Origin of the sequence: Gordonia hongkongensis (assembly GCF_023078355.1) — a bacterium.
Lineage (GTDB): Bacteria > Actinomycetota > Actinomycetes > Mycobacteriales > Mycobacteriaceae > Gordonia > Gordonia hongkongensis.
Window position 1 is genome coordinate 918,957 of sequence record NZ_CP095552.1, and the last position, 23,659, is coordinate 942,615.

Consider the following 23,659-nt stretch of genomic DNA (forward strand, 5'->3'; position numbering starts at 1 on the left):
CGGCGTCGTTGGATTCGCGGGAACGTGATGGACATGACCACGACCACTGCCTCCGCCGGACTCGCAGCACCGGACCTCGGGACCGCAACAGCCCGCGCGGTGGGGCGGCGTCGCGCCTCCTACGTGCCGCCCAACTGGTTCGCCGCGGTGATGGGCACGGGGATCATCGCGATCGCCGCGCACAGCCTGCCCTGGCAGCCCACGGGTCTGGCGGAGGTGGCAACCGTTTTCTGGCTGTTGGCCTGCGCGGTGTTCGGCGTCGTGCTGGTCGCCACGGTCCGGCACTGGGTCCGCGACCCGGAGGTCGCCCGCGGTCATCACGCCCACCGCGTCGTCGCCCACTTCTACGGGGCCGTACCGATGGCGATCATGACGGTCGGGACCAGCACGATGGTCGTCGGAGCGACGGTGATCGGCCGGGATCTGGCGCTGGGGATCGACCTCCTGTGCTGGGTCCTCGGCACGATCGGCGGGGTCGTCACCGCGGTGGTCATCCCGTACCGGCATCTCATCGTCGGGCGCCCATCGGTCGGTGACGCGTTCGGCGGCTGGCTGATGCCCGTCGTCCCCCCGATGGTCTCGGCGTCGGCGGCCGCGGTGCTGACCGCGCAACTGCCCGCGGGTTGGGCATCGCATGTGGTGATGGGGATCGGTTGCGCGATGTTCATGCTGGCCGCACTCGCCTCGCTCCCCATTCTGTGGGTGCTGGCGTCGCGGTTGCGCACCGGTGACGTCGGCGCCGCGCACATGGTTCCCACCTGGTGGATCGTCCTCGGACCGCTCGGCCAATCGGTCACCGCGGCGTGCCTGCTGGCCCACGTCGCACCCCATGTCGTCGACGCGCCCATGGCTGAGACCTTGCATTCGTTTGCGGTCGGTTATGGCCTCGCCGTCTGGGTGGCAGCGACCCTCTGGATCGCCGTCGCAACACGGCTCACCGCGCGGACCCTGAGGTCGGGGCTGCCGTTCGCGATGACCTGGTGGGCGTTCACCTTCCCCCTCGGCACCTACGTCACGGGTTCGAGTGCGCTGGCCCTCACCGTCGGTGGGACGGTCTTCGAGGTCGTGGCCGTCGCCGGATTCACGGTCCTCGTCCTGGCATGGAGCGGCGTGGCGGTCCGCACGATTCGCGGGGTCGTCACCGGCGAACTCCTCCGGGCACCCGGGGTGCGGTGAGGAGCCGCATCCGCAAACCCACCCCTTTTCCGTAAACCCACCACGCTCGGACCGGGTGGGTTTACGGAAAACGGGTGGGTTTGTCGGAAGGGCGGGGCTACGAGATCCCGGCAGTAGCGGGTTGCGGAGTGTGCGCGGGCGGGTGTGCCGTCTCGCCAGGTGGGGACCTCGTCGAGGTAGCTCTGCACGGAGGCGGGAGGGACGGCCGAATCGTGTGCCGACATGCGAATCCTGTTCTACGCCGACGAGTTCCACGCGATATGACGGTGAATCGTGTCTGTGGAAGTCGGACGCTACAGGGTGCCGTCGGCCATCGCGTTGCGGCGGGATGAACGTTCGACGCCGCCGATGACGTGCGCGGTAGGACTCGGTGCGCACCGAGCCCTACCGCGGCTGCGCGTCACATGCCGGCGGGCGGATGTCCCAGACAGATCAGGGCGCCCATCGGATCCTTGATCGCGGCCAACGTCCCGTACGGGGTGTCCTCGCCGGCCATGAGGATCTCCGCGCCCAGCGATTCGGCCTGCTTCACCGTGGCCGCGACATCGTCGACGGTGATGTAGACCTGCCAGAACGACGGCACCCCGGCCGGGAAGAGCTTGACCGAGTCCATGATCCCCGCGTACGACGCCTCACCGTAGAAGATCTGGCCGTAGCTGTCGGGGCCGACGGCGTCTGGGTCGCCACCGGTGCCGACCTCCTCGATGCGCGCGCCGAGCACGGTCCGGTAGAACTCGACGGACTTGGGGTAGTCCATGCTCTGACACTCGAACCAGTAGGGCGTGCCGTGCTCGCCGAACTCGGTGTACCCCTTGTGATTCTTCGGTTGCCAGAACCCGATCGCCGCCCCCGCGGTGTCGAAGGCCATCAACATCGTGCCCTCCTCACCGATGGCCATCGGCGGCACCATGATCGAGCCCCCGGCCGACTCGACGGCCTTCACCGTGGCGTCGGCATCCTCAGTGTGGAGGTACACCGTCCAGATGTCGGGCGGCCCGGCGCCTTCCATCACCGGACTGAGACCGGCCACCCGCTTGCCGTTCTTGTGGAAGTTGCGATAACCGCCCATCTCCTCGTCGGGGGCCTCGGCCTCCCAGCCGAAGATCGCGCCGTAGAACTCCTCGGCCTTCGCGGTGTCACTGCTCATCAGGTCGAACCAGATCGGTGCCCCGGAGGGGGCTGCATACTCTGCCATTGCTGGGTCCTCTTTCTTGCTCCGCGTGAACTGGTGGACGACTGCCCGTCGGAACTTCTGACTGACAGGGTCGCGCAAACTCATCGGTCGCGGACGGCGTTGCGGATAGTCCGACTCATATCCACCGACGTCGGCTCATGGCACCCTGATCGGATGACCAAGCATGCAGGGACGGTCGAACGACTCCGCGGCCTCGCGTGGCCGACGATGCTGGGGGGTGGTCTGCTGCTGGTGCTCCTGGCACAGGTGCAGTGGGGCAGTACCGATGAGGGCGTGGAGCCGTCGATCACCGGGCTGGGACGCGTCACGATCCTGGGCGCCAGCGACGACGATGTCGAGTTCTTCTTCGAGGACAACACCGGCCGCCCGGGCCTGAGCGTGGTGGTGCTCGGTGCCGTGATCGCGGTGGTCGCCGCCCTCGGCTGGTGGCGCCCACGTCTGCGCCCGTCCGCCATCGGCCTCATCGGGCTGGCGTCGGTCATCGGCTCGTCGTCGGCATCCGCACGCTGAGCGACCCCGCCGCGCATCTGTTCTCCGACCGCGTGTCCGAGGCGCTCGACGCCGACCTCCCCGACATGCAGGCGGGTTACGGACTGATCGGGACCGTCGTAGTCGCGATCCTGCTCCTGGTCGTCGTCGGATTCTGGGTGCTGAGCAGCGTGTGGCCGCGTGCGGGTGCCGCCGACCGAGTCGAGATCAACCGAACCGACGAATCGTCTTGATGTACCCCATGTTCTTGAGTTTCGTGAAGCCGATCGGGACGCCGTTGGGGCCGTAGGCGTTGAACACCCGGCCGGCGCCGGCATAGATGCCGACGTGTCCGGCATCGCGACCGAAGATGATGATGTCGCCCGGTGCGAGTGCACGGAACGGGATCGCGTGTCCGACCTTGGCCTGCTGTTGGCTGGTCCGGGGGAGGTGGACGCCGGTCGTGTAGAACGCCCACCGCACCAGCCCGGAGCAGTCCCACGAATGCGGGCCGACACCGGCCCACTTGTACGGCTTGCCGATCTGGGTGATCGCCGCCCCGAGTGCGTTGAGGCCGACGGTGGTCGGCACCGGCAGGTAGATGGGAACCGACCCGGAGGAGTCCGACGATCCCGCGGCCGCGGCGTGACCGGTGTCGAGGAGTGGGGAGCCGGCAAGGGGAACGCCGACCGACAACGCGGCCGTGAGTGCGATGGTGCAGGTCACGCGCCTGGCGCGCGTCATCGAAACGGACATGACGACAGCTTGGCCGAGGCGGGACGGCGTGTCGTCGATCGTTCCCCAGGAGTGACGAACGTGTGACCGGTGTGATGCCTGAGCCTTGTGTTATCTAATGGTGCTGCAGTTCCGGTTAACCGATCACCAGTAGCCGTCGGGATCGGTGGCGGGCGACTCGGCCGGGATGATGCCCTCGGTGACCCCGTGGTCGATGCTCGCCGACAGCCGGGCGCACGTCGGCATCATCGCTCCGGGCAGCAGCGGGCCGTTCCCGTCGTCGCCGCCGGCGCGCATCTGCTCGAGGCCGAGGCAGCGGTCCCGGGCGTCGGCGTTCCACTGCACGCTGGTGTGGAACGAACTGGTCTTCTTCACCAGCACACAGGCGTGGCATGCCCGGCACTCGATCTCGCGCATCCCACCCTGCAGGTAGTGCTCGCGGTCGCGGCGGGTGGCCTCGTGAACCCGGGCGAGCCGGTCCGGATCGTTCTGGAAGTCGGGCGCCTTCGCCCAACGGTCGGAACCCCCGGGAGCCCCTGCCATCCGAACCCCTGCCGCCCGGGTCACGTCAGACCTCGGCCTTCTCCGTGGATTCCGACGCCGTGGATTCCGCAGCCTTCTCGGCCTCCTGGCGGCGCAGGTTCTCCTGGATCTCCTCGTTCCAGCTCTCGAGGGCCTTGGAGGTGTCGATCTCGTACTCGAACCGGCCGGTCATCTCGTCGGTGACGTCGGCCTTGTCGACGTAGAACTGGTCGTACCAGCGGCGGAGCTGGTACACCGGGCCGTCCTCCTCGACGAGGAGCGGGTTGTCGATCCGGGTCTTGTTCTTCCAGATCTCGACGTCCTGCAGGAAGCCCACCTCGACGCCGGCGCTGATCTTGGTGGCCATCTTCGACGCCTGTTCGGCGGTCAGGCCGTCCGGGACCTTGGCCATCACGCCGTACATCAGGACGAAGGAGTTCTCGTCGATCGGGTAGTGGCAGTTGGTGAGGATGGTCTCGACCGCGTAGCCGCCGTAGTACTGGATCATCGGGTTCAGCATGTAGGACGGGCCGTAATACGCCGCGATCGATTCGAGGCGGCTGTCGCCGTAATTGGTGCCGAGGGTGACGTCGGGCCGGCCGTGCGAATTCATGTACTGCGCGGCGATCTCACCCTCGAAGACGTTCTTGAAGTAATCCGGAAGAGCGAAATGCACGTAGTAGAAGTGCGCCATGTCGACGACGTTGTCAATGATCTCGCGACAGTTGGACCCCTCGATCACGATGCGGTTCCAGGTCCAGGGCGTCCACTCGTCGGACCCGAATTCCTCGAGTTCGGGGATGATGCACTCCTCCGGGGGCGGATTGCCCTCGGGATCGTTGTAGACGAAGATCTGGCCGTTGCGGACCATCGACGGCCACGAACGGGTCTTGGCGAGCTTCGGGTTGCGCTTGGCGTAGGGCACGCCGGCGCAGCGTCCGTTGCCCTTCCACAGCCAGCCGTGGAACGGGCACGCCACGTTGTCGCCCGAGAGCTTGCCCTGGGAGAGGTCACCGCCCATGTGCCGGCAGAACGCGTCGAGCACGTTCACCTCGCCCTTGGTGTCGACCCAGACCACCAGCTTGGTGCCGAAGATCGTGACGGAGTGGGGCTTGCCGTCGTCGAACTCCTCGTGCAGGCCGAGGCAGTGCCAGCCGCGCGCGAACCGGGTGGGCGGCGCACCCGTGTCGATCTCCCGGATACCCACATCGGCCCCGTCGGAGGCGACGGCTGCGCTCGGCGCGCCGGGGCTGCTCGGGGTCATCGTCTCGGGTCCTGAAGACATGTGCCCTCTCCTGTCTGTGGCTGGTGTCGCGTCGAAGAACTGTACCCAATACTAGAACACGTTTCAGATTTGTCAGCCCGATCGTCGTCCCGAACGCCGATCGGGCCTGTGCATGGGCATAAAGTCCGAGTCCTCGACAGAAATGAGAACGTGTTCTAATCTCGAACTCGATGGGTACAGCGGCCGGCTCGTCCGGCCGAGGAGAGACGAGTAGGAGCAGGCGAGATGCCAGCACAACGGAGCGAAGCCGCCGAGCAGGTCCTGGAGAAGATCAACGTCCTGCTCCCGGAACTCGAGCAGCGTGCGCAGTCGACCGAGGATCTGCGTCGAATCCCCGACGAGACCGTCTCGAGCCTCGAGACCGCCGGCTTCTTCCGGCTGTTGCAGCCCGAGCAGTGGGGTGGCTACCAGGTCGACCCGGTCACCTTCTACGAAGCGGTCCGCCGGATCGCGTCGGCCTGCGGGTCCACCGGCTGGGTGTCGGGCATCATCGGCGTCCACAACTGGCACCTCGCCCTCTTCGACCAGCAGGCGCAGGAAGACGTGTGGGGTTCGGACACCAATGTCCGGATCTCGTCGTCGTACGCGCCGATGGGCATGGGCGAGGTCGTCGACGGCGGCTACAAGGTCAACGGTTCGTGGGCGTGGTCGTCGGGTTGCGAGACTGCTGACTGGGTCTTTGTCGGGGGTCCGGTCATCAAGAACGGCAAGCCCGTCGACTTCGTCAGCTTCCTGATCCCGCGTGAGGACTACACGATCAAGGACGTGTGGAACGTCGTCGGTCTGCGCGGCACCGGGTCCAACACCATCGAGGTCAAGGACGTGTTCGTGCCGCGGCACCGCATGCTCAGCATGCGCACGATGTCGATGGGGCAGAGCCCGGGCTTAGAGCGCAACACCGCGCCGGTCTACAAGATGCCCTGGGGCACCATCCATCCCAGCACCATCGCGACGCCGATCGTCGGCATGGCCTACGGCGCCTACCGCGCCCACGTCGAGCACCAGGGCAAGCGGGTCCGGGCCGCCTACGCGGGCGAGAAGGCCAAGGAGGATCCGTTCGCCAAGGTCCGGATCGCCGAGGCCGCCAGCGACATCGACGCTGCGTGGCGCCAGCTGTCGGGCAACCTGCAGGCCGAGTACGACCTCATCCTCGCCGGCGAGGAGGTCCCGATGGAACTGCGGCTGTCCGCTCGACGCGACCAGGTGCGTGCGACCGGACGTGCGATCGCCGCGATCGACCGACTCTTCGAGAACTCGGGCGCCCACGCCCTGGAGAACGGGACACCGATCCAGCGCTTCTGGCGCGACGCCCACGCCGGACGCGTACACGCAGCGAACGACCCGGAGCGCGCCTACGTCGCATTCGGCAACGGCGAGTTCGGGATTCCCATCGGCGACACGATGGTGTGACCCTTCGTGACGCTCGCAAGCTCGCTCCTCAGGGAGCAAAGACAAAGTCTCGCAACGTGCCTCACCAGGCCCTTCGTGGCTCGTCGCTTGCGCTCCTCGCACCTCAGGGAGCAGGGAAGAGGCTCGCAAGCCCGGAGCTTGCGGAGGGCACCCCTCTCCGCTCCCTGAGGAGCCCGGAGCTTGCGGAGGGCACGCCCCTCCGCTCCCTGAGGAGCCCGGAGCTTGCGAAGGGCACCCCTCTCCGCTCCCTGAGGAGCCCGGAGCTTGCGGAGGGCGTCACGAAGGGTCCGGCCAGCACCGTCGGCAAGAGCACAAAGAGGAGTAGCAGATGAGTGACAGTCCGATTCGCTCGTTGGGGTACATGAGGATCGAGGCCACCGACATCGAGGCGTGGCGCACCTACGGCCTCAAGGTCCTCGGCATGATCGAGGGCTCTGGTCTCACCGACGGTGCCCTGTATCTCCGGATGGACGATTTCCCGGCCCGTCTGGTCATCGTGCCGTCCGAGCACGACCGGCTCGCCTGCGCGGGCTGGGAGGTCGCGAATGCCGCTGAGTTGCAGGATGTCCGGGATCGGCTGTCGCGTGCGGGTGTGGTCTTCCGCGAGGGCAAGGACGAGGAGGTCGCCGACCGTCGGGTCGCCGAGATGATCGTCTTCGACGACCCGGCGGACAACACCCTGGAGGTCTTTCACGGCGCCGCGCTGGAGCACCGGCGCGTCGTCAGCCCGTACGGGCATCGCTTCGTCACCGAGGAGCAGGGTCTGGGCCACGTGGTGCTCACCTGCTCCGACGACAAGGCAGCGCTCGAATTCTACCGGGACGTCCTCGGATTCAAGCTCCGGGACTCGATGCGCCTCCCGCCGCAGGTCGTCGGCCGCGAAGAGGGCGACGAGGTGCCGTGGCTGCGCTTCCTCGGTTGCAACCCCCGGCATCATTCGCTGGCCTTCCTGCCGATCCCGAACAGCACCGGCATCGTCCACCTGATGGTCGAGGTCGAGAACGCCGACGACGTCGGCCTGTGCCTCGACCGCGCGCTGCGCAAGAAGGTGCCGATGTCGGCGACCCTCGGCCGACACGTCAACGACCTCATGCTCTCCTTCTACATGAAGACGCCGGGCGGCTTCGACATCGAATTCGGTTGTGAGGGGCGCACGGTGAAGGACGACGAGTGGATCGCCCGGGAGAGCACGGCAGTGAGTCTGTGGGGGCATGACTTCAGCGTCGGGTTCAAGGGCTGAGATGCCCTTGTCCGAGATGCCCTCCGGCGCCACGGCCCAGCAGTCCACGCGTTCGCCGTACGGGTCCGCCGACTTCGACTCCCGTCAGTTCCGAACGGCGATGGGCCAGTTCTGTACCGGGGTCACCGTCATCACGACCCTCGACGACGCGGGCAAGCCGGTCGGGTTCGCGTGCCAGTCGTTCGCCGCGTTGTCGCTCGATCCGCCGCTGGTCCTCTTCTGCCCGATGAAGACCTCCCGGAGCTGGAAGGTCATCGAGAAGACGGGCAAGTTCTGTGTGAACGTCCTGTCGAACCGCCAGCAGGACGTCAGCGCCGCCTTCGGCGCCCCCGGCGACGACAAGTTCGCGAACGTCACCTGGGACCCGTCACCGGCCGGCCTCCCCGTCATCCGGCACAGCCTGACCTGGGTCGAATGCGACGTGGAGACCGTCACCGACGGCGGCGACCATCACATCGTCATCGGCCGCGCACTGACTCTCGGAGAAGTGCTGCAGGACAAGCCGTTGCTGTTCTACCGTGGCGGCTACCTGTCGACCGAACACCCGCGGGTCACACCCGCACAGGCAGAGTTGGAAAACTTCCTCACATGGACGGGCGGGGACACCTGGCTATGACCGTCGACGACGCGACGAGCACCGAGACAGCGACGACCGAGACATCGTCAACCGAAACAACGAGTGGCGCACCGCTGGTCACGCAGCCCCTCCTCGACGCGATCGCGGAGGCCGAGAAGCTGGTCGCATCGGCCGATTTCGCCGAGACCGACCAAGATCTCGCCGAAGGCTACGACTACCTCGCGGGGAGTATCGCCGCCATCGTCCAACTGGTGCGCGCCCGGTCCATCTCCCACCCGAACTTCGTGACGTCCACCGGGCCGTCGACGAAGATGGGCCTGGACAATCCGGACACGCTCTACTATCACGCCGACGTCGAACCCACCGGGACATACCGGGTACGCGGGCGGCGCGGTACCACAACCGATCTCAGCTTCCAGGTCCTGCGCGGCGACTACACGGCCTCGTCGGTACCGGGCGGCGAGGATGCGTTCGACGACCGGCGGCTGACGATCGCCGACGACGGGTCGTTCGAACTGGCCTTCGGCCCACCCATCCCCGATGCGCCGGACGACTACTTCCCGCTCGGGGAGGGCGCGTCGATGCTCGCGGTGCGCGAGGTCTACTCCGACTGGTCCGAACGCAAGGGGTCGATCACCATCGAACGGGTCGACACCATCGGGACCGCGCCGCCGGAGCCGGACCTGGCCCGGGTGTCCCGCCGGTACGCGACGGCCGGCAAGATGCTGACGGCTCGCATCAACACCTGGTTCAATTTCCCGAAGTGGTTCTACCTCGACGAGCCGGTCAACACGTTCACCGAACCGCGGCAGACCCCCGGCGGCCTCAGCACGCAGTTCTCCTCCGTCGGACACTTCCGGTTGGGGCCCGACGAGGCGATGGTGATCACCATTCCGCGGTCCGACGCCCCGTACCAGGGATTCCAGCTCGGCAGCATGTGGTACATCTCGCTGGACTACGTCAACCACCAGACCAGCCTGAACTCCGCTCAGGCGCAGGTGGATCCGGACGGCATGATCCGCATGGTGGTGTCCCACCGCGACCCGGGCGTCGCGAACTGGATCGAGACGACCGGCCGGTCGACGGGCATCCTGCAGTTCCGGTGGCAACGCAGTGATTCGCCGATCGGCCCGGACCTGGGCCCGACCGCACAGGTCGTCGCTTTCGACGAAGTCGCCGGCCATCTGCCGCACCTCGAGCACAACAGGATCGACGCCGACGGCTGGGCGGAGCGGATCACGGCACGTCAGCGCGGGTTCGCCGAGAGGATGCTGGGATGAGCGCACAGGGGGGTCTGCTCGCCGACAAGGTCGTCGTGGTCTCGGGTGTCGGTCCGGGACTCGGGCGGTCGATCTGCCTGCGTGCGGCCGCGGAGGGCGCACGGGTCGTCCTCGCCGCCCGTACGGAATCAAGGCTGAAGGAGGTCGCCGCCGAGATCGACGCCGCCGGCGGGACCAGCCTCGTCGTCCCGGCCGACATCACCGACGACGCCGCCGTCGAGAACCTGGTGGCCACCACCGTCGCCGAGTTCGGCCGGGCCGATGTACTGGTCAACAACGCCTTCGCCCTCCCGTCGATGAAGCCGTTGTCCCGCACCGACTTCGATCAGATCGCGAGCAGCATCGACGTCACCGTGCTGGGCACGCTGCGGGTCATCCGCGCGTTCACCGACGCGCTGGGCGAGTCCGACGGCTCGATCGTGAACATCAACTCGATGGTCATCCGGCACTCCGAACCCCGTTACGGCAGTTACAAGATCGCGAAGTCGGCGCTGCTGGCGATGTCGCAGTCGCTGGCCTCCGAACTCGGCGACAAGGGGATTCGCATCAACTCGGTCGCACCGGGTTACATCTGGGACGACCAGCTGAAGTGGTACTTCGGCGAGGTCGCCAAGAAATACGGGATCTCACCCGACGACGTCTACGAGCAGACGGCGTCGAAGTCCGACCTCAAGCGATTGCCGGAGCCGGACGAGATCGCCGACGCCGTCGTGTTCCTCGCCTCGCCGATGGCGCGCGCCATCACCGGGCACACCCTGGACGTGAATTGCGGTGAATACCATGACTAGTGCGGCACGCACCGACGTCGGCACGATCGAGGACCTGCATTCCTCGGCCACTCGCGCCACCGGCCTCGACGACTTCGGGGACACCGAGTACCTGGAGCCGCTGGGCATCCTGCTCGACTCCTACCGCTCCGAGGCGGGGCTGACCGAGATCGGCAGCAAGATGTTCCGCTTCTTCCTCAAGGGTGCGTTGGTCGCCCGGTTGCTCAGCGAGGCGTCGTGGAAGGCGAACCCGGGGTACGCCGACGTCGAGGTGACGCGGCCGATCTTCGTGACCGGCCTGCCGCGCACGGGAACGACTGCGCTGCACCGACTCCTGGCCGCCGATCCGGCGCACCAGGGCGTCGAGATGTGGCTCGCCGAGTTCCCGCAGCCCCGGCCGCCGCGCGACACCTGGTCCGACAACCCCGTCTACCAGCAGATCCAGGCCGGGTTCGAGCAACATCACGTCGAGAATCCCGAGTTCATGGGGTTGCACTACATGGACGCCGGCGAGGTCGAGGAGTGCTGGCAGCTGCTCCGCCAGAGCGTCATGTCGATCTCGTACGAATCACTCGCGCACATCCCGACCTACTCGAGGTGGCTCGCCCAGCAGGACTGGACGCCGGTGTATCTCCGACACCGCAAGAACCTGCAGCTGATCGGGCTCAACGACCCCGGCAAGCGGTGGGTGCTCAAGAACCCCAGCCATCTGTTCGCGCTCGACGCGCTCATGGCGGCGTACCCGGATGCCCTGGTGATCCAGACGCACCGGCCGCCCAGCACTCTCATCGCGTCGATGTGCAGCTTGGCCGAACACGCCACCCCGGGATGGTCGACGACGTTCACCGGCGAGCAAGTGGGCCAGGACCAGCTCGAGCTGTGGTCACGCGGACTCCGTGAGTTCTCCACCGCACGGAAGCGGTACGACCCGGCCCAGTTCCTCGACATCGACTTCACCGATCTGCGCAACGACCCGATGGGCACCGTCGAGCGGGTGTACGCGGCGCTGGACACCCCGATGTCGGAGGACGCGCGTGCGGCGGTGACCGCGCTCGACGAGGAGAGCCGGTCGGGTGCGCGCAAACCGCAGCACCGGTACCAGCTCGCCGATTACGGACTCGACGAGGCAACGGTCGAGGCGGCCTTCGCCGTCTGACCCACCGGCCGCCCGTCGGTCGTTCTACAGTGCTTCGCATGGCAGAACCGGAGAACCGACAGTCGGCAGAGGGACTGAGCCGGCTCATCGCATTCGCCGACGCGGTGGTCGCGATCGCGCTGACCCTGCTGGTGCTCCCGCTCGTCGACATCGCCAACGACCTGCGCGAGGATTCGTCGGTCGCGGACGTGGTGTCCGACAACTCGATCGAACTGGTCAGCTTCATCATCAGTTTCGGCGTCATCTGGATCCTGTGGCGCCAGCACCATCAGACGATGGAGTACTTCCGCGCCTACGACCGCACGCTGATCAACCTCCACTTCATCTGGTTGCTCACGATCGTGGCGCTGCCCTTCGCGACGGCCCTCATCGACGGCGCCCACATCGAGCAGGCCAACATCCTCTACATCGGTGTGCTGGCCGTCTCGGTGGGCTCGCTCATCGCGATCGCCGAATGGGGTCGTCGGCACCGGGAACTGCTCGCCGACGACGACGCCACCGACCGATGGGTCGCCTCGTCGAGCGGAGTCGCCACGTTCATCATCCTCGCGGTCGCGCTGGGCGTCGCGATCGTGTTCCCGCGCAGCGGAAATCTGCCGCTGTTCCTACTGCTGCTGACCGACCCGGTCGAGCGGTTGCTCGCCCGGTGGCGGCCGCGGCGACACTGAGGTCGGGTCAGCGCAGTGCGCGGGCCGCTTCGGTCACCGCGGTGTGCGGGGCACCGAACATCTGCGACGTGGCCTGTGCGCGTTTGAAAAAGAGCTGGATGTCGTGCTCCCAGGTGATGCCGATGCCGCCGTGCAGCTGGATGGCCTCGCCCGCGACACGACGATAGGCATCGGAGCAGTACACGTGGGCGGCCAGCGCCAGATCGGCGGCATCCGGGTCGTCGGCGGCGAGGGCGGCCACGGCGGCGCGGGAGATCGACCGCGCCGTCTCGACCAGCACGTACATGTCGGCCATCCGATGCTTGAGGGCCTGGAACGAGCCGATGGTGCGCCCGAACTGCTTGCGGGACTTGGTGTACTCGACCGTGAGGTCGAGCGCTCGCTGCGCGCCCCCGACCTGCTCGGCGGACAGCAGGGCCCAGGCGAGCGCACGGAGCCGGGACGCGAGATCGTCCGGCGCGGGGATCGCCGCGGACGCCACCTCGTCGAAGCGCACCGAGGACAGCGCCCGGGTCGGATCGAGGACGGGCATCGGCGACACCGAGACGCCGTCCGCATCGGCGGTCACCTCGTGCAGGGTCAGGTGTGTCCCGGGGCCGGCCGCGAGCACGAGGAGCACGTCGGCCGACTCGCCGTCGACGACGAAGTGGGCTGTCCCGGTGAGGAGTCCGGCGTCGGCACGCACACCGGGGGTCTGCCAGCCGCGTTCACCGGCCCAGCACACCGCCGCGGTCCGCTCGCCGGCGGCCAGGGGGGCAGAAGTCGCGACGACGCGTCGTCGTCACCCGCGAGCAGGATCGTGCCGGTGGCGAGTGCGGAGCCGAGCGCGGGGACGGGACTCAGTGCGGCGCCCAGTTCTTCGAGCACCGCGGCCGACTCCATCCATGCCGCCCCGGCACCGCCGAATCGCTCGGGGACAGCAAGCGCGGCGACCCCGATCTCGGTGCACAGCGTCTGCCACAGGGTCGAGTCGATGCGCCCGGGAGCGCACATGGCCGCGCGGACCGTGGTCGAATCGCCCCGGCGACGCAGGAGATCCCGCACCGCCTCGACGAGTGCCTCCCGTTCCTCCGCGCCGATGGCCGGGCTTTCGATGCCGGTACTGACGGTCACAGCGTCTCCAGGATCCGTTGGCGGTGCACGGCGGGGGAGCCCCAGGCGTTGAGCAGCGCCCGGGTCTTGGTGATGTACAGCGAGATGTCGTGCTCGGCGGTGTACCCGATCGCCCCCATCACCTGCAGCGAGCGGCGGGCCGACAGGTCGGCGGCCTCGGCGGCCGCGACCTTCGCCGCCGAGATGTCGCGCGAGACGTCGGTGCCCTCCGGCACCTGGCCGTCGACGCCGAGGGCGGCTGCGTGAACGAGGGGGCGGGCCATCTCGATGGCGATCGCCACGTCGGCGAGATGATGTTTGACGGACTGGAACGACCCGATCGGTCGGCCGAACTGCTTGCGCGACTGCGCGTATTCCGAGGCGATGGACAGCATCGCCTGACCCAGGCCGAGCAGCTGCGCGGCCGTGGCCAGTGCACCTGCGTCCGCGGCGTCGGACGCATCGACCCCGGTGGCCAGGACGTCGCCGGCGGTGACCCGCGACAACGTCCGGGTGCTGTCGACCGAGGGCTCGGTGCTCTGCACGGTGGCCCGCGAGAGCACTCCGTCCTCGACGAGGTAGACATCGGCGGCGGCGGTGTCGGCGGCCAACGGCTGGAGCGGTCCGATCGCGCAGGTCGCCAGCCGCCCCTCGGCGAGGTCGCTGAGCGGGCCCGACACGTCGGCGTCGTGCAGCAGGATCGGCAGCACGGCGACGCTCTCGACGATCGGGCCCGGGGCACAGTGGCGTCCGAGTTGCTCGACGGCGACGACCATCTCGACGGCCCCGGCGCTGCTGCCGCCGTGTGACTCGTCGATCAGGAGTCCGCTGATGCCCGCGTCGGCCAGCTGTGAGTAGACCTTGGCGACGGCCGCGCGGTCACCGGCCGCCCAGGCGCGCGTGGCGGTCGGCATGTCGGCCTTGCCCAGCATGGCGTCCACCGTCGAGGCGAGGTCCGTGTGGATGTCGGAGAGTCGGAAGTCCATGATGATCACCGATCTCCACGGGGAAGGCCGAGCAGGCGCTCGGCGATGACATTGCGTTGGATCTCGTTGGTACCCGCGTAGATCGGCCCGGACAACGAGAAGAGGTAGCCGTCGGTCCACCGGTCGTCGAGCTCGGCGGCCGGGCCCTGCAGGTCGAGGGCGGTCTCGTGAGCGGCGATGTCCCACTGCGACCAGAACACCTTGTTGATCGACGACTCCATGCCGAGCGAACCACCGGCCGCGAGACGACTCACCGTCTGATACGTGGACAGCTCGTAGGCTCGTGACCCGATCCACGCATCCGCCACGCGCGCATCGGTGTTCGCCGTCGACGGGACGTCATCCCGGTTCGACCGCCACAGTTCGACGAGGCGGTCGGTGGTGGCCAGGAACCGGCCGGGTGCGCGCAGCGACAGCCCGCGTTCGTTGGCGGCGGTGCTCATCGCGACCCGCCACCCGTTGTCCACCTCGCCGATGACACCCGACTCGCCCGGATTCGACGGATCGTCGGGGACGAAGACGTTCTCCAAGAACAGCTCTGCGAACCCGGCCTCGCCGTCGAGCTGTGCGATCGGCCGGACGGTCACGCCCTCGCTGCGCAGGTCGAACATGAAGTAGGTGAGACCCTTGTGGCGCTGTGCCTGTTTGTCGGTGCGGAAGAGGCCGAAGGCGCGGTCGGCGAAACTCGACCGCGAACTCCAGGTCTTCTGACCGTTGAGCAGCCAGCCGCCGTCGGTGCGAACGGCGGTCGACCGCAGCGAGGCGAGGTCGCTGCCGGCCTCGGGTTCGCTCCACGCCTGACCCCAGATGTCGTCGGCGTTGGCCATCCGCGGCAGGATGCGTTCCAGCTGAGCAGGACTCGCGTGCTCGAACAGGGTGGGTGCGAGCAGGAAGATGCCGTTCTGGCTCACGCGTCCGGGAGCACCCGAACGGTAGTACTCCTCCTCGAAGATGACCCAGTGCAGCAGCGGGGCATCGCGGCCGCCGTATTCCTCCGGCCAGCTGACGACCGACATCCGGTCGGCGGCCATCGTTCGCTCCCACTCGCGGTGCGCCTCGAATCCCTCGGCGGTGTCCATCGACGGAAGCGGTTCGCGCGGAACATGATGGGCCAGCCAGGTGCGGACCTCGGCGCGGAAGTCGTCGGCGGCGTCGTCGAACAGCAGGTCCATGTCAGCTCCCCGATCCCGCGGCGGTGCCGGTCGAGGCCGACGCCTTCATCGACTTCGCGTCCATCCCGCCGAGCGAGTCGCCACCCGCCTCGGAGTTCGCCGCGTGCGCGAAGTGGTGCCAGCCGAACACCGAGTCCATCGAGTTGCGAAGTCCCATCTGGTCTTCGCAGATGTTGACGGCCTTCTTGCTCAGGAAGAGCCCCTGCATCGGCATGGCGACCGCCTTCTCGGCGATCTCGTTCACCTTGGTCTCGAGGGCGTCCCGGGGGACGACGTGGTTGACCATGCCCCAGTCGGCCGCCTGCGTCGCGGTGAAACGTTCACCGGTGAACAGGATCTCCTTCGCCCGGCGCGGGCCGAGCACGAAGGCGTGGGCGAAGTACTCGACGCCGGGGATGCCCATGCGGGCGACCGGGTCCGAGAAGAACGCGTCGTCGGAGGCGACGATGAAGTCGCAGATCCAGGCGAGCATGAGACCGCCGGCGATGCACGCGCCATGGACCTGGGCGATGAGGGGTTTGGGGATGTCGCGCCAGCGGCGGCACATCCCCATGTACACCTCCATCTCGCGGGCGAGACGCTGGTCGGCACCGGTCTTGTCCGTGTGGTCCCAGTGCAGGACGGCCGCGTTCTCGTAGTAGGTGTCGAAGTCGCGTTCGGGGGTGCCGATGTCGTGTCCGGCCGAGAAGTGCTTGCCGTTCGCCCGCAGCACGATCACCTTCACCGAAGCGTCGTCGACGGCCTTGCGGAACGCGGCGTCGAGCGAATAGGTCATCACCGAGTTCTGCGCGTTGCGGTACTCCGGGCGGTTCAGCGTCACATAGGCCACCGCGCCGTCGGGGCCGCCGGTCTCGTAGGCGACCGGTGAGGTGTCCGGGCCCAGATCGTCGGGTCCGAGCGCAGGTGGGATGACGGCGTCACTCATGCCCTCGAGACTAACCTAGCAAGTGCTTGGTTGGTAGTCGGTGTCGGTGATCGCCGGGGTCAGAAGTGCGGTGTGGAGCGATAGGTGAACTCCCGGATCCGGCCGTTTAGGAGGCGGCTGTCGTCGGCATCATCTCGGCGAACTCGCGAAACATGTTGGCGACGATCACCATTCGATGTTTCCTCTGCTGTTTAGCCCTAAAGAACACATAACCCCTGCTCCCTGAGGTGAGGAGCGCAAGCGACGAGCCACGAAGGGCAGGCGAGCATCGAACATGGCCCTTCGTGGCTCGCTTCACTCGCACCTCAGGGAGCATGAACAGAACGCTCTCGAGCGTTCGCTGCGTAGTCCACGACGGCCGCCAGGCCGGCGACCGGCAAACTTCAACTCGACTCCTGGACTTCGATCGAGGTCTAGGAGTCGAGTTGAAGTCTGCCGGTCACATGTCGGGGCAGCGCAAGTTCCGTCGAAGTGGCGCCGTTGTGTCGGGCCGGCAGCGTTGCAGGTCTTGCGTGGACTACGAAAGAACACTCTTAAGCGTCCACATCTCTGCTCCCTGAGGTGCGAGCGAAGCGAGCCACGAAGGGCTCCGCAACCTGTCTCACCAGGCCCTTCGTGGCTCGTCGCTATCGCTCCTCACACCTCAGGGAGCAATGGGGTCGCTTCTTTCGGATTAGGGGGCGGTTGGGTGCCCCCGGAAGTCATCGGTGGCGGTCCGGCTCAGGGGATGACGATGCTCCCGCTGCAGCTCGTGGACGGCACGCTCCAGAGCGCGTTCCGGTTGACCGCGCCGAAGGTCACGTTCACCCGGCCCTTGCCGATCTGGTTGACGGGGATCACGAAGTAGTGGACGCCCTGGTACGGCGGGTTCACGCGGACGTTGCTGACCTTCGAGCCGCGCTTGCCGGTGGCCAGGTTGTGCCAGTCGAGGCGGGCCGAGGACTGGTAGCCGCCGGGAAAGTAGCTGGTGAAGTCGGCGGCGATGTAGGCGTTGCCGGCATACGTGCTCACGATCGTGCGTCGCGCCAGGAACGGGACGTCGACGACGTTCGGGCTGAGGCCCACGCAGGTCGACAGCGGATACTCGCGGGACACCGCGTTCGCGTCGCCGGTGGCCGCGACGCCGAGCCCGGCAGCCGAGGTCAGAGCGATGGCGGCGGCGGCCAACCGGGTGATCGTCTTGGTGCTGGGCATATCTCGACTCCCTTGCTGGTGGCGACGATGACGTGTCGTGATCACCGGCCAGTTTTCCGCAGGGGAGTCCGTTTCGTGGGTATTTCCGGGCGCAGTGTTCATTCGTTCGGTCGACCCGCCCTCAGCTGAGATGACTCGAGATCCCGTCGGCGGCAGCACGCGTGGCCTCGCCGAGTCGGCGCACTTCGTCGACGTCGAGGGTGGTGTTCGGGCAGACGACGATGGCCGCGACCACCCGACGGGCGGCGTCGAAGACGGGGGCGCCGATGGTGACCACGGGTACCCCCGTGCTGCCGGCCGCGCAGGCGTCGATCTCCTCGGGCAGGTAATCGATGACCGACAGCTCGGTGAGCAGGTCGCCGACCCGCGCGCGCAGGGTGTCCGACATGGTGTCGAGGGAGCTCAGGGCCTCGATCATCGCCACGTGGTCGTCGGTCATGCGCTCGATCGAGTAGCCGCGTTCGGCGACGACGTCGAGCACCATGCCCAGCCGGGTGCGGGTGGACTCGGCGGCCTGGCCGATCCAGTTCGACCGGGCGTCGTCCGGGTCGAAGGCGATGAACTCCCGACAGATCGGCGGGCGGAGCCGGATGCGGCTGCCGTTTCGCAACCAGGGATGCTGCGCGGTCTCCGGTGCCAGGTGGGGCGGAAAGGCGTGCGACGCAAGGGTCACCCCGTCGGCCGAGGTCCGCCGGGCGACGAAACAGGGGATGTCGAACCGTTCGCACAGGTCGCGCGCCGCAGATGCCGCCCACCGTACGAGGTGGTCCGCGCCGTCGGCGTTCCGGACGAGGCCGACGAAGGCCGGTCCGACGCCGAAGGTGCCTGCCGACGGGTCCCGGATCAGCCATCCGCAGTCGACGAGTTCGGAGACGACGGCGTGCGCGGTGGCGCGCGACATCGAGGTCTGACGCACGATCTCGGCCAGCGTCAGCGACGGTTGCTCGGCGTCGGCGAGGAGTTCGACGATGCGGACGACCCGGGCGGTCGGTGGCGACGCCGCGCGTGCCGGTTGACGCGCGTCGGAGAAGTCACCTACGGTTTGTGTCACATTGTCAACACATAGTGTCGAATATTCGACATGTCAAGGGGGTTGCTCCGGTGGCCATCACCATCGACGCCGACGACGGACGTCGTCCCGACGACGCCGACGACGGACGTCGTCGTCATCACGGCTACGAGCTCTCGCATCTCGCGGCGCTCGAGGCCGAATCGGTACACATCTTCCGCGAGGTCGCCGCGACCTTCGAGCGCCCGGTGCTGCTGTTCTCCGGCGGCAAGGACTCGGTGGTGATGTTCCATCTGGCCCGCAAGGCCTTCTGGCCGGCGCCGATCCCGTTCCCGCTCATGCACGTCGACACCGGGCACAACTTCGACGAGGTGATCGAGTACCGCGACCGCGTGGTCGCCGAGACCGGGGTCCGCCTGCTCGTCAGTTCCGTACAGGACGACATCGATGCCGGACGGGTCGTCGAACAGACCGGGCCGGGTGCCAGCCGCAACCGGCTGCAGACGGCGGCGCTGTTGCGCGGCATCACCGAAAACCGGTTCGACGCGGTGTTCGGCGGCGCCCGGCGCGACGAGGAGAAAGCGCGCGCGAAGGAGCGCGTGTTCAGCTTCCGAGACGAGTTCGGCGCATGGAACCCCCGCGAGCAGCGGCCCGAGCTGTGGCGGCTGTACAACGGACGGCACGCCAAGGGCGAGCACATCCGGGTCTTCCCGTTGTCGAACTGGACCGAACTCGACATCTGGCAGTACATCGCGGCCGAGGACATCGATCTACCCGAGATCTACTACGCGCACCAGCGCGAGGTCATCCCGCGCGACGGCATGCTGCTCGCGAAAACCCGCTTCCTGCAGGAACTCCCGGGTGAGGAGGTGCGAACCGAGACGGTCCGGTTCCGCACCGTCGGCGACGCCACGTGCACCGGTTGCGTGCTGTCGGGCGCGGACGACGTGATGAAGGTGATCGAGGAGATCGAGGTGACGAGGCTGACCGAGCGGGGCGCCACGCGCGCCGACGACCGGATCTCCGAGTCGGGGATGGAAGACCGCAAGAAGGAAGGCTACTTCTGATGGGCGACCTCATCGCCGCCGGCGGCGCGACCGAGATGCTGCGTCTGGCGACCGCGGGCTCGGTGGACGACGGCAAGTCGACACTCATCGGCCGGCTCCTCTACGACTCGAAGGCGATCTTCACCGATCAGCTCGAGTCGATCGAGCGCACCAGCGCCGAGCGCGGCGACGAGTACGCGAACCTCGCGTTGCTCACCGACGGCTTGCGCGCCGAACGCGAGCAGGGCATCACCATCGATGTCGCCTACCGGTATTTCGCCACCCCCCGGCGGAAGTTCATCATCGCCGACACCCCCGGCCATGTGCAGTACACGCGCAACATGGTGACCGGTGCCTCGACTGCCGATCTCGCGATGATCCTGATCGACGCGCGCAAGGGCGTGCTCGAGCAGACGCGGCGGCACGCGTTCCTGTCGTCGTTGCTCGGCATCCCGCACCTGACGGTCTGTGTGAACAAGATGGACCTCGTCGACTGGTCGCAGGAGCGGTTCGACGAGATCTGCGCGGACTTCGTCGATTTCGCGACCAAGCTCAACGTCGTCGACCTGACGTTCATCCCGATGTCGGCGCTGCGGGGCGACAATGTCGTCGAACAGTCCGCGGCGATGCCGTGGTACGAGGGGCGTCCGCTGCTGAATCATCTCGAGCACGTCTACATCGCCTCCGACCGCAACCTGATCGACACCCGTCTGCCCGTCCAGTACGTGATCCGGCCGCAGCGCAGCGACGGCGCCGACCACCGCGCCTACGCGGGCACCGTTGCCGGCGGTGTACTCGCCAAGGGCGACGAGATCGTCGTCCTGCCCAGCGGTTTCAGCACGACCATCACCGAGATCTGGGCGCCCGGCGGCCAGCCGGTCGACGAGGCCTTCGCGTCGATGGCCGTGTCCGTCGAACTCGCCGACGAGATCGACATCGTGCGCGGCGACATGCTGGCCCGCCCCAACAACCGGCCGTACGTGGGACGCGACCTGGACGCGATGGTGTGCTGGTTCGCCGACGACGCCGAACTGCGACCGGGCAACCGGTATCAGCTGCTCTGCGGAACCCGGTTGACCCGCGCGCAGGTCAACGGGCTCAACTATCGCCTCGATGTCAACTCGCTGCACCGCGACGAGGACGCGGAGGGATTGTCGCTCAACGAGATCGGGCGCGTCACCCTGCACACCCAGGAGCCGGTGACCTTCGACTCGTACCGGCGCAACCGCGACACGGGCAGCTTCATCCTGATCGACGAGGCCACGAATCGGACGGTCGCTGCGGGGATGATCACGGCGCCGGTGAGTCACGACAGTCATGTCGTCTGGCAGGCGACGAAGGTCGGCCGTGAGCACCGTGCGCACCGCGGTGCGACGATCTGGCTGACCGGTCTGTCCGGCTCCGGGAAGTCGTCGCTGGCGGTCGAACTCGAAAGGCGCTTCGTCGCCGAGGGGCGTCCGGCGTACCTGATGGACGGGGACAACCTGCGGCACGGCCTGAACTCGGATCTTGGCTTCTCCGACGACGACCGTCGGGAGAACATCCGCCGGACCAGCGAGGTGGCGGCGCTGTTCGCCGACTCGGGTTCGGTGGCGATCGTCTCGCTCATCAGCCCGTTCGCCGAGGAACGGCAGCGGGCCCGGGAGATCCACGCCGAGCGCGGGCTGCCGTTCTACGAGATCTTCGTCGACACCCCGCTCGCCGAATGCGAACGACGCGACCCGAAGGGGCTGTACGACCGCGCGCGGCGGGGGGAGATCAGCCAGTTCACCGGCATCGACTCGCCCTACGAGCGTCCGTCCGACCCGGAACTGCACATCACCCCCGACGACGGCCCGCCGTCCGAGGTCGCCGACCTGGTTCTGCGTAACCTGGGTCTGTGAGTGCAGCCGTCCGGTATTCCGACCGAGAGGAAACCCCGTGACCGACGATCGTGCCCTGGCCGGTGAACTGGCCACCGCTGCAGGTGAACTCCTGCTCGACATCCGACGCTCCAGCGGATTGACGGGCAAAGAGCTCGGTCAGGAGGGCGACCGCCGGTCCGACGAGTTCATCCTCGGGCGTCTCGCACAGGAGCGGCCGGACGACGCGGTGCTGTCCGAGGAGTCGGCCGACGACAAGTCGCGGCTGTCGGCGTCGCGCGTGTGGATCATCGATCCGGTCGACGGCACGCGTGAGTACGGCACCTACGAACCCGGCGGCGGCCGCAGCGACTGGGCCGTGCACGTCGCGCTGTGGTCGGCCGACGACGGGCTGATCGCCGGTGCGGTCGCCTTGCCGGCCCTCGGGGTGACCTACCTCGACGACGGTTCCACCGTCGAGCCCGTGGAAGGCCTGGCGTCCCGGCCCCGGACCGGGGTCCCGCGCGTCGTCGTGAGCAGTTCGCGCCCACCGGCGTTCGCCGACGAGGTGGCCGCGGCGATGGCCGGCGAGGTGCTGCCGATGGGGTCCCCGGGGCCAAGGCGATGGCGGTGGTGCGCGGCGAGGCCGACGCCTACGTCCATGCGGGCGGCCAATACGAGTGGGATTCGGCCGCGCCGGTCGCCGTCGCGAAGGCGAAGGGTCTGTGGTGCGGGCGGATCGACGGTTCGCCCCTCGTCTACAACAACGAGGACACCTACCTGCCCGACCTCGTCATCTGCCGGCCGGAGTTCACCGAGGCGATCCTCACTGTCACCACCGAGGGTGCCGGCGGCTGACGTCCGAGCGCCTCAGTGCGTGACCACGACCTTGATCGCGACGATCACGGTCGCCACCAGCGTGACCGCGCCGGAGCTGAACAGCGTTGCCCGACTCGGTCGTTCGTTGTTGAGCCGGTCGATGACGAAGACCGTGCCGCCGATGCGCAGGAGGATCACGATCTCCGCGACGAGCTGGGCGGTGCGGGGCTCGATCCAGCCGATCAGACCGAGCAGCAGGATCGCGCAAGGTAGGAGCGCCGAGGTCAGGATCGGCACCGAGTCGCGGAGATGACCGAGTACCTCCGATCGCGTCGGCTCGACCTTGCCGTCGGACACGCGCCGGGCGACGCCCTCGGCGAAGACGTGCGCGATGAAGGTCGACGCGGCGGTGCCCGCGAGGATCGCGATACCGACGAAGTCGTCCTCGACGTGCAACGGGATGAGCACGGCCAGGATCAGGATGTTGCCGTAGATGTAGGCACTGATGCGCGGCGCGGCGTGCTTGCGTTCGAGCGGGTTGTCCCGACTGAACAGCGGCCCGTGCAGCAGGGCCCACGGACTGTTGCTCATAGCTGGTGAAACTATCAGCGCGGGAGGAGTTCGGCGACGACAGCGGAGATGGTGTCGTCGGGCCGCGTCAGGCAGACCGTCGCCGCCACGGTGGCCACCTGCTGGACATTGTCGGTCACGTCCAGATCGGTCAGGACCGCCGCCCGCCGGGCATCGTCGAGTTCGCGGAACTCCGTGCACGTCATGGTCGACGCGGAGCCGGACCCGGTATCGGAACCGGACTCGGAGCCGCGCGACGGTGACGCACTGGCCCGGCTGCTGTCCGCAGATGTGGCGGGGCTGCTCGTCTCGGTGGCGCTCGTGGTCGCGACCGCGCTGTCGGGTGAAGGCGCGGGCGCGGCGTCGTCGGACGAACACGCACCGATCGCCAGCATCATCATCGCGGCCATCGACAGGCCCGCGGCCAGCTCCGCGGGGCGGGATCGGCGGGCGGGAACAGACATCACGGAACTCCTCGGGAAGCGGTCCGGGTGGTGACCCGGTGGTGCGGGATGGGATGGGGTGC

21 protein-coding genes and 3 pseudogenes are annotated in these 23,659 nt (G+C 67.8%); 12 read left to right on the forward strand and 12 right to left on the reverse strand.

Features of this window, described 5'->3' with window-relative positions; genetic code table 11:
• The first annotated feature begins 27 nt into the window (after positions 1–27).
• Positions 28–1,176 carry a TDT family transporter gene (locus MVF96_RS04215; protein ID WP_247451351.1) on the forward strand — a complete coding sequence of 383 codons (1,149 nt, stop codon included), beginning with the start codon at positions 28–30 and terminating at the stop codon, positions 1,174–1,176.
• Positions 1,177–1,576: 400 nt separating this feature from the next.
• On the opposite strand, the gene MVF96_RS04220 is transcribed toward MVF96_RS04215, so the two are convergent.
• Positions 1,577–2,371 (reverse strand): VOC family protein, encoded by a 795-nt coding sequence (locus MVF96_RS04220; RefSeq protein WP_159370115.1) that lies wholly within the window; start codon positions 2,369–2,371, stop codon positions 1,577–1,579.
• Between the two features lie 153 nt (positions 2,372–2,524).
• On the opposite strand from MVF96_RS04220, the pseudogene MVF96_RS24625 reads away from it, so the two are divergent.
• Positions 2,525–3,093: pseudogene (locus MVF96_RS24625) on the forward strand (hypothetical protein).
• Here MVF96_RS24625 and MVF96_RS04235 read toward each other — a convergent pair.
• The 3 genes from MVF96_RS04235 to MVF96_RS04245 all read right to left on the reverse strand — a co-directional run bounded on the left by MVF96_RS04235 (position 3,068) and on the right by MVF96_RS04245 (position 5,381).
• The gene (locus MVF96_RS04235) at positions 3,068–3,595 is read right to left on the reverse strand and encodes a C40 family peptidase (RefSeq protein ID WP_247451356.1); all 528 of its coding nucleotides are present in this window, start codon (positions 3,593–3,595) and stop codon (positions 3,068–3,070) included. The pseudogene MVF96_RS24625 and the gene MVF96_RS04235 sit on opposite strands and share 26 nt — an antisense overlap.
• Before the next feature lie 123 nt (positions 3,596–3,718).
• Complete coding sequence (locus tag MVF96_RS04240) at positions 3,719–4,117, reverse strand: hypothetical protein (RefSeq protein ID WP_065629138.1); 399 nt, start codon at positions 4,115–4,117, stop codon at positions 3,719–3,721.
• A gap of 25 nt (positions 4,118–4,142) precedes the next feature.
• Positions 4,143–5,381 carry a 3-ketosteroid-9-alpha-monooxygenase, oxygenase component gene (locus tag MVF96_RS04245; protein ID WP_226512533.1) on the reverse strand — a complete coding sequence of 413 codons (1,239 nt, stop codon included), beginning with the start codon at positions 5,379–5,381 and terminating at the stop codon, positions 4,143–4,145.
• A gap of 225 nt (positions 5,382–5,606) precedes the next feature.
• Here MVF96_RS04245 and hsaA point away from each other — a divergent pair, with 225 nt between their 5' ends.
• The 7 genes from hsaA to MVF96_RS04280 all read left to right on the forward strand — a co-directional run bounded on the left by hsaA (position 5,607) and on the right by MVF96_RS04280 (position 12,479).
• Positions 5,607–6,791: a 3-hydroxy-9,10-secoandrosta-1,3,5(10)-triene-9,17-dione monooxygenase oxygenase subunit gene (gene hsaA / locus MVF96_RS04250; RefSeq protein WP_065629140.1), complete on the forward strand. Its 1,185-nt coding sequence runs from the start codon at positions 5,607–5,609 to the stop codon at positions 6,789–6,791.
• A gap of 328 nt (positions 6,792–7,119) precedes the next feature.
• Positions 7,120–8,031 (forward strand): iron-dependent extradiol dioxygenase HsaC, encoded by a 912-nt coding sequence (gene hsaC / locus MVF96_RS04255; protein ID WP_058251167.1) that lies wholly within the window; start codon positions 7,120–7,122, stop codon positions 8,029–8,031.
• 16 nt (positions 8,032–8,047) lie between these two features.
• A complete protein-coding gene (hsaB, locus tag MVF96_RS04260; RefSeq protein ID WP_159371818.1) occupies positions 8,048–8,647 on the forward strand; it encodes a 3-hydroxy-9,10-secoandrosta-1,3,5(10)-triene-9,17-dione monooxygenase reductase subunit in 600 nt (199 codons plus the stop codon).
• Positions 8,644–9,888, forward strand: coding sequence for a hypothetical protein (locus MVF96_RS04265; protein WP_247451358.1), 1,245 nt, complete (start codon positions 8,644–8,646; stop codon positions 9,886–9,888). The genes hsaB and MVF96_RS04265 overlap by 4 nt, the downstream gene beginning before the upstream one ends.
• Positions 9,885–10,676 carry an SDR family oxidoreductase gene (locus MVF96_RS04270; RefSeq protein WP_078111640.1) on the forward strand — a complete coding sequence of 264 codons (792 nt, stop codon included), beginning with the start codon at positions 9,885–9,887 and terminating at the stop codon, positions 10,674–10,676. Before MVF96_RS04265 ends, MVF96_RS04270 begins: the two co-directional genes overlap by 4 nt.
• Entirely contained in the window at positions 10,669–11,811 is a 1,143-nt protein-coding gene (locus tag MVF96_RS04275) for a sulfotransferase family protein (RefSeq protein WP_247451360.1), read from the forward strand. The genes MVF96_RS04270 and MVF96_RS04275 overlap by 8 nt, the downstream gene beginning before the upstream one ends.
• Positions 11,812–11,849: 38 nt before the next feature.
• A complete protein-coding gene (locus MVF96_RS04280) occupies positions 11,850–12,479 on the forward strand; it encodes a TMEM175 family protein (protein ID WP_137810185.1) in 630 nt (209 codons plus the stop codon).
• A 7-nt stretch (positions 12,480–12,486) separates the two neighbouring features.
• Here MVF96_RS04280 and MVF96_RS04285 read toward each other — a convergent pair.
• The 6 genes and pseudogenes from MVF96_RS04285 to MVF96_RS04310 form a co-directional block, all read right to left on the reverse strand.
• A pseudogene (locus MVF96_RS04285) lies at positions 12,487–13,592 on the reverse strand (acyl-CoA dehydrogenase family protein).
• Complete coding sequence (locus MVF96_RS04290) at positions 13,589–14,557, reverse strand: acyl-CoA dehydrogenase family protein (protein WP_247452053.1); 969 nt, start codon at positions 14,555–14,557, stop codon at positions 13,589–13,591. Before MVF96_RS04290 ends, MVF96_RS04285 begins: the two are co-directional and overlap by 4 nt.
• A gap of 5 nt (positions 14,558–14,562) precedes the next feature.
• The gene (locus MVF96_RS04295; protein WP_247451362.1) at positions 14,563–15,729 is read right to left on the reverse strand and encodes an acyl-CoA dehydrogenase family protein; all 1,167 of its coding nucleotides are present in this window, start codon (positions 15,727–15,729) and stop codon (positions 14,563–14,565) included.
• Position 15,730: 1 nt separating this feature from the next.
• Positions 15,731–16,654 carry an enoyl-CoA hydratase gene (locus MVF96_RS04300; RefSeq protein WP_247451364.1) on the reverse strand — a complete coding sequence of 308 codons (924 nt, stop codon included), beginning with the start codon at positions 16,652–16,654 and terminating at the stop codon, positions 15,731–15,733.
• Between the two features lie 720 nt (positions 16,655–17,374).
• The gene (locus MVF96_RS04305) at positions 17,375–17,848 is read right to left on the reverse strand and encodes a hypothetical protein (protein ID WP_247451366.1); all 474 of its coding nucleotides are present in this window, start codon (positions 17,846–17,848) and stop codon (positions 17,375–17,377) included.
• A gap of 121 nt (positions 17,849–17,969) precedes the next feature.
• Positions 17,970–18,899 carry an IclR family transcriptional regulator gene (locus MVF96_RS04310; RefSeq protein ID WP_247451368.1) on the reverse strand — a complete coding sequence of 310 codons (930 nt, stop codon included), beginning with the start codon at positions 18,897–18,899 and terminating at the stop codon, positions 17,970–17,972.
• Positions 18,900–18,961: 62 nt separating this feature from the next.
• Here MVF96_RS04310 and cysD point away from each other — a divergent pair, with 62 nt between their 5' ends.
• From cysD to MVF96_RS04325, 3 genes and pseudogenes are all read left to right on the forward strand, one after another.
• A complete protein-coding gene (cysD, locus tag MVF96_RS04315; RefSeq protein ID WP_247452054.1) occupies positions 18,962–19,924 on the forward strand; it encodes a sulfate adenylyltransferase subunit CysD in 963 nt (320 codons plus the stop codon).
• Complete coding sequence (gene cysC, locus MVF96_RS04320; protein WP_247451370.1) at positions 19,924–21,786, forward strand: adenylyl-sulfate kinase; 1,863 nt, start codon at positions 19,924–19,926, stop codon at positions 21,784–21,786. The genes cysD and cysC overlap by 1 nt, the downstream gene beginning before the upstream one ends.
• Positions 21,787–21,823: 37 nt before the next feature.
• Positions 21,824–22,602: pseudogene (locus tag MVF96_RS04325) on the forward strand (3'(2'),5'-bisphosphate nucleotidase CysQ).
• 12 nt (positions 22,603–22,614) lie between these two features.
• Here MVF96_RS04325 and MVF96_RS04330 read toward each other — a convergent pair.
• Both MVF96_RS04330 and MVF96_RS04335 read right to left on the reverse strand, forming a co-directional pair.
• Positions 22,615–23,154, reverse strand: a complete 540-nt coding sequence (locus tag MVF96_RS04330; protein WP_211538448.1) for a hypothetical protein — start codon at positions 23,152–23,154, stop codon at positions 22,615–22,617.
• 14 nt (positions 23,155–23,168) lie between these two features.
• The gene (locus MVF96_RS04335; protein ID WP_247451372.1) at positions 23,169–23,597 is read right to left on the reverse strand and encodes a hypothetical protein; all 429 of its coding nucleotides are present in this window, start codon (positions 23,595–23,597) and stop codon (positions 23,169–23,171) included.
• Positions 23,598–23,659: the final 62 nt, after the last annotated feature.

Coding starts and splice junctions, on each gene's coding strand:
- hsaC (WP_058251167.1), top strand. CDS start 7,120: ATGAGTGACAGTCCGATTCGCTCGTTGGGGTACATGAGGATCGAGGCC.
- MVF96_RS04220 (WP_159370115.1), bottom strand. CDS start 2,371: ATGGCAGAGTATGCAGCCCCCTCCGGGGCACCGATCTGGTTCGACCTG.
- hsaA (WP_065629140.1), top strand. CDS start 5,607: ATGCCAGCACAACGGAGCGAAGCCGCCGAGCAGGTCCTGGAGAAGATC.
- MVF96_RS04215 (WP_247451351.1), top strand. CDS start 28: ATGGACATGACCACGACCACTGCCTCCGCCGGACTCGCAGCACCGGAC.
- cysC (WP_247451370.1), top strand. CDS start 19,924: ATGGGCGACCTCATCGCCGCCGGCGGCGCGACCGAGATGCTGCGTCTG.
- MVF96_RS04290 (WP_247452053.1), bottom strand. CDS start 14,557: ATGGACTTCCGACTCTCCGACATCCACACGGACCTCGCCTCGACGGTG.
- MVF96_RS04300 (WP_247451364.1), bottom strand. CDS start 16,654: ATGAGTGACGCCGTCATCCCACCTGCGCTCGGACCCGACGATCTGGGC.
- MVF96_RS04240 (WP_065629138.1), bottom strand. CDS start 4,117: ATGGCAGGGGCTCCCGGGGGTTCCGACCGTTGGGCGAAGGCGCCCGAC.
- hsaB (WP_159371818.1), top strand. CDS start 8,048: ATGCCCTCCGGCGCCACGGCCCAGCAGTCCACGCGTTCGCCGTACGGG.
- MVF96_RS04245 (WP_226512533.1), bottom strand. CDS start 5,381: ATGTCTTCAGGACCCGAGACGATGACCCCGAGCAGCCCCGGCGCGCCG.
- MVF96_RS04280 (WP_137810185.1), top strand. CDS start 11,850: ATGGCAGAACCGGAGAACCGACAGTCGGCAGAGGGACTGAGCCGGCTC.
- MVF96_RS04275 (WP_247451360.1), top strand. CDS start 10,669: ATGACTAGTGCGGCACGCACCGACGTCGGCACGATCGAGGACCTGCAT.
- MVF96_RS04265 (WP_247451358.1), top strand. CDS start 8,644: ATGACCGTCGACGACGCGACGAGCACCGAGACAGCGACGACCGAGACA.
- MVF96_RS04270 (WP_078111640.1), top strand. CDS start 9,885: ATGAGCGCACAGGGGGGTCTGCTCGCCGACAAGGTCGTCGTGGTCTCG.
- MVF96_RS04305 (WP_247451366.1), bottom strand. CDS start 17,848: ATGCCCAGCACCAAGACGATCACCCGGTTGGCCGCCGCCGCCATCGCT.
- MVF96_RS04330 (WP_211538448.1), bottom strand. CDS start 23,154: ATGAGCAACAGTCCGTGGGCCCTGCTGCACGGGCCGCTGTTCAGTCGG.
- MVF96_RS04335 (WP_247451372.1), bottom strand. CDS start 23,597: ATGTCTGTTCCCGCCCGCCGATCCCGCCCCGCGGAGCTGGCCGCGGGC.
- MVF96_RS04295 (WP_247451362.1), bottom strand. CDS start 15,729: ATGGACCTGCTGTTCGACGACGCCGCCGACGACTTCCGCGCCGAGGTC.
- MVF96_RS04235 (WP_247451356.1), bottom strand. CDS start 3,595: ATGTCCGTTTCGATGACGCGCGCCAGGCGCGTGACCTGCACCATCGCA.